This window comes from Parvibaculum sp., from assembly GCF_035511255.1.
Taxonomy (GTDB): Bacteria; Pseudomonadota; Alphaproteobacteria; order Parvibaculales; family Parvibaculaceae; genus Parvibaculum.
The window spans coordinates 1-4,680 of record NZ_DATKFR010000362.1 but is presented as its reverse complement, the minus strand read 5'-3'; the positions used below and the strand labels follow the sequence as shown (position 1 = coordinate 4,680).

Below are 4,680 nucleotides of genomic sequence, written 5' to 3'. Positions count from 1 at the left end.
CGCCGCCCGGATCACTTTCTCGGAACGGGTGGAGGTTCGCTCGGCGAGACGCTTGGACGCATCCTGATCGAGAGCGAGAAGGTGATTGCGTCCGAGCGGCCGGATGCGGTGCTGATCCTGGGCGACACCAACTCGGCGATTTCCGCCATCATGGCGCGGCGAATGAAAGTTCCCGTCTATCACATGGAGGCCGGAAACCGTTCCTTCGATCGCAATGTGCCCGAAGAAACCAATCGCAAGCTCGTCGATCACATCTCGGATTTCAATCTGGTCTACACCGAGCACGCACGCCGGCACCTCATATCCGAAGGCATCCAGCACCGTCGCATTTATCTGACCGGCTCGCCGATGCGTGAGGTGCTGGACCATTATCGTGACCGCATCGACGCTTCCGATGTGTTGGCGCGTCTTGGACTGTCGCCGCGAGGATATTTCGTTGTGTCGTTGCATCGCGAGGAGAATGTGGACAGCCGCGCGCGCCTTGGTGAACTCATGGTCGCTCTGTCGACGCTGGCGGCGCGCTATGACAAGCCGCTCATCGTCTCGACACATCCACGCACACGACGCCGGCTGGAGGAGCTCGGTGCGCTGACGGACGAGCGCGTGCAGTTCATGAAGCCCTTTGGTTTCCATGACTACAACCGTCTTCAGATGAGCGCCTTCTGCGTCATTTCGGACAGCGGCACCATCGCCGAGGAAGCATCGATCCTCGGCTTTCCCGCCGTCACTCCGCGCGACGCCATTGAGCGGCCCGAAGGACTCGATGTCGGCGCCCTGGCGATGACCGGACTTTCCCGCGAGGCCATCCTGCGTGGCGTCGAGACGGTCACGCGCATGTTCTCCGAACGCGAGGCCAAGGGACGTCCGCATCCGGTGCCGGCCGACTATTGCGTGACCGACACGTCCGAGCGTGTCGTGAACCTGATCCTCGGAACAGCCCCCCTGTCCAATGCGTGGGACGGCATCCGCGGGAACGATCTCGGCTCGTGATCCGTCCGGTCCGGCTAATTCCGGTTTAGGCCCAACGCCACAAGCAGATTGCGCCAGAGCCGCGCTGGACTCGGTCGATGAAAGCGCTTGAGATAGGCGGGCAGTTCCGGCGGATCGTTCGGTGCGAGCCAATAGGACCTGAGCAGGTACCAATCCGACAGAAGCGGACGGTTTTCATGCAGGATCCATGCGGCGGTCCAGTAAGCGCGGCTGAGCGCATAACGCTTCTGGCGCCGAATCTCCGGCGGAAGATCCGGCCGCGAAAAGAAGTGACGCACCAGCCTCGGCATCTCGCGGGCGCGCGCGAGCGAACGATCGGCAACCGTGATCGACGTGGCATGGGTACGCCAGCTCGCCAGTTCATGCGGCACACGTGCGAAATCGCCCCTCAACGCGAGCCGCAGCCAGGTTTCCAGATCGGGAGCATACCGGTACTGCGCGTCCCGAAGATCGCCGAAGTCGCCGAGCGCTTCCCTGCGGATGAAACTTCCGGGGCCTGGCATCGTGAGCAGCCACGATACCATACGGGTGAAGGCATACTCCTCCGTCTTCAGATGCTGGACGAGATTTCCGTCGATATCGATGAGACGCCAATCGGGATAGGCCACGAGAATGGACGGGTTCGCATCCATGAATTTCTCCATGGTTTCCATCCAGCCCGGCAACACCGGGTCGTCCGACGACACGACGGCTGCATATCGGCCTCTCGCCAGCCGCCATCCGTAATTGGTCGCCGACGATTCGCCACCGTTCTGTTTGTAGACATAGCGGATACGGGGATCCCCGCGGGCGTCGATTGCCGCTCTCGTTCCATCCGTCGAACCGTCGTCGACCACGATGATTTCGAAATCCTCGCAGGATTGACCGAGAATGCTGTCGAGCGTGAGCGGGAGAAGCTTTTCCCTGTTGTAGGTTGGGATGATGACTGAAATCTTGGGCGGATGCGACACGCGAGAGACCGGGAAATATGTTGACACCGGCACATTACATGTTGCCATAAGGTGAAAAGGCAAGTGCGATGTGCCATCCTTGAAAGAGCAGAACAACAATAGCGTCGGGGCACCGGGCATGCCCGTTCGCAGGATAAGAGGGGGCAAATATGGATCATGATCGCAAGCAGTTTCAGCTTCCGCATCCGGGCGGCCGCGGGAGACGGATGAATCATCTCGCGGGCTTGCGATATCCGGGAGAGCGGTGATGCGCCGCTTTTTCAGGATTCTGGCAAAGACACTCTACTTTGTCGGAACCGCCCCCGCATTTGTATTTCAGGGACTCGCCGTCCTCATCGCGCTTCGGTTGAACCGCGGCTTCCTCGATCGGCGGTTCTACGTAATGACGAACAAGGAGCGCCGGTTCAGAAGAAAATTTCCGATGCTGGATTTCTGTTTTGTGGGAAACAGGAAACTTGCGGATCCGAATGCGTGGTTTTCGCAACGCAACTATCTTCTGGAACACCGCGCCGCCGCCAAATACGGCCCTGTCCTGCATTTCCTCGTGTTCTCGAAGAATGGCGGCTATCGACCGGGCTCCGGCGTAGAGACAATCCCGACCGCCGCATCGCCGGTCGCCGGCCCGCAGCCCGTCGCGGTTCCGCCGCGGAACGCCATTGTCGATCTGTGGCCGCGAATTCGCGCCGACCTGTCGGGCCTCCGCGACGTCGCCAATACCGCGACGCCGACAATGGAAATTCAACGGCGGTTCATCGCCGATCAGCGCCAGCTGCCGTTTCCCTCTATCGGACGCCACGCCACGGCAATCGTCGACGCTATTCCGGAGGGCATTCGCCATCTCGTGGTCGTGCCCTGGCTCGGTCTTTCCGGCGGCTCCGAAAAGGTCACTGAGCGCGTTATAGCCCTTCTGCGCGAACATTATGCCGACGGTGAGCTATGCATCTTCGCCCCCGAGCAGGCATTCGAATTGCCGGCCGAAGCCCGGACTCGCTTTGGCGTGAAAATCGTTGCCATCAACGACTTCGCCGCCGAATTGTCTCAGGCGGAGCGCACTTACGTCTTCGACCGGATGATGATCGAACGACGGCCCGCGACAGTCCATTGCATCAATTCGCTGACAGGTTGGATCGCCTTTCGCGAGAAAGGCCATCTTTACCGTCGGGATTCCAACCTCTATGCGAATATATATAGCGACATAAGGCTCGACGACGGAATGCCGGTGGGCTTTTTCTGGCAATTCCTCCCTCAAATGACGGATGTGTTCTCGGGCGTCTTCGCCGATAATGAAGCCGTCATTCGCAGGGCGCGCGAATGCTTCGGTCTCACCGACGAGCAGATGGGTCGTTTCCACGTCATTCGGACCCCGATACTGGGACTGGACGGCGCCCGTGCGCCCTACCGCTTCGCCGACATGGCACCCGGGCCCCGGCCGAAGAGGACGCTCTGGATGAGTCGCATCTCGGTGGAGAAGCGCCTCGACGTCCTGCAGAAGGTTGCGACGGAGACGCCGGATCGCCAGTTCGATATTTTCGGCGCAGTGCTGAAAGTCGCGCAGAAGGTGGATATGTCCTGGACGCATCGGCTGTCCAATGTGTCATATCGTGGAGAATTCGAGTCCCTGTCCGATATCGTGGTGGAAGACTACGACTCCTACATGTTCACGACCCGTGCCGAAGGGATGCCCATTGCTCTTCTTGAGGCGGCGCTGCTCGGGCTGCCCATCGTCGCACCGAATGTCGGCGGGATCGGCGAATTCATTCGCGAGGACACCGGGTGGCTGGTGAGCGGCCCCGATGCCGTCGATGAGTATCGGGCGGCGCTCGAACATATCAGACGCGATCCCGCGGAGGCTTGTCGCCGCGCCGAAGCGGCTCGCCGGCTGCTCGTCGAGCGCCACAGCTGGGAAGCGTTCTCGTCCACGCTTCACAGCATCCCGGGCTACATGCAACCTGTCGAGCGGGAGCGAGTGTCGGCATGACGGGCATCGATATTTCTGTCGTCGTTCGTGCTTACGAGGACACGGTCGCGCTCAACGCCACGCTGACCTCCGTACGACGCGCCATCCGGCATGCGGAAGCCGAGGGCCGGACGGTAGAGGGCATTCTCGTGGTGAGTGCACCCACCGCACATATGAACCGGTGGGTCGCCGAGTACCTGCCTGAGGGCTGGACCTGCATAGAGGCCCCGACCTCCTCGACCGGCGCCGCGCGGCAGGCGGGTATCGCCGCCACGAGCGGGACCTGTGTCGGCCTGGTCGACGAGGGCGACATGTGGTCGGCGACATGGCTCGCCGATGCATTCACGGCGGCGCGGACATCTCGACAGCCGACTGTATGGCGGCCGGAGATCGTCCTCATGGTCGGCTCCGACTATTTCGATCACCGCTTCTACTGGACGCAGTTCCAGTCCGATACATCCGTGCCGTCGTTCGACATCCGTGATTTGCTGGCGGTCGAAGCCTATTCCAGCAGTTTCTTCGCACCGCGCCTGCTCCTGGACCGGGTTCCCTTCCCCCTGGAAGATCCGGCGCGCGGCTGGGGCTGCGTCGACTGGTGGTGGACCTGCAATATCGCGGGAGCCGGCTACCACCACCGGACGCTTCCGCACAGCTTCCATTACCGGCTCGTCGGCCTCGACGGGAAACCGGTGGCCCGCCGGCCGGATATCGGCTCATATCGTATCGGTCCAACCACTCTGCCTCAGGCCTTGTCCCGCGAGCGCAGTGCGGCGGCGGCAGGTG

Annotated in this window: 4 protein-coding genes; 3 read left to right on the top strand and 1 reads right to left on the bottom strand. The window is 61.6% G+C overall.

Annotation, left to right across the window (positions count from 1 at the left end; all coding sequences use genetic code 11):
• On the top strand, nucleotides 1–990 hold a 990-nt coding region (locus VMR03_RS13875), incomplete at its 5' end, for a UDP-N-acetyl glucosamine 2-epimerase (RefSeq protein WP_325406204.1).
• Nucleotides 991–1,004: 14 nt separating this feature from the next.
• On the opposite strand, the gene VMR03_RS13870 is transcribed toward VMR03_RS13875, so the two are convergent.
• Nucleotides 1,005–1,940: a glycosyltransferase family 2 protein gene (locus VMR03_RS13870; RefSeq protein ID WP_325406202.1), complete on the bottom strand. Its 936-nt coding sequence runs from the start codon at nucleotides 1,938–1,940 to the stop codon at nucleotides 1,005–1,007.
• A 247-nt stretch (nucleotides 1,941–2,187) separates the two neighbouring features.
• Between VMR03_RS13870 and VMR03_RS13865 the strand changes: the two genes are divergently transcribed.
• Nucleotides 2,188–3,918: a glycosyltransferase gene (locus tag VMR03_RS13865; RefSeq protein WP_325406201.1), complete on the top strand. Its 1,731-nt coding sequence runs from the start codon at nucleotides 2,188–2,190 to the stop codon at nucleotides 3,916–3,918.
• Nucleotides 3,915–4,680: glycosyltransferase (locus VMR03_RS13860; RefSeq protein ID WP_325406199.1), on the top strand; the 766-nt coding region annotated here is incomplete at its 3' end. The genes VMR03_RS13865 and VMR03_RS13860, both read left to right, overlap by 4 nt.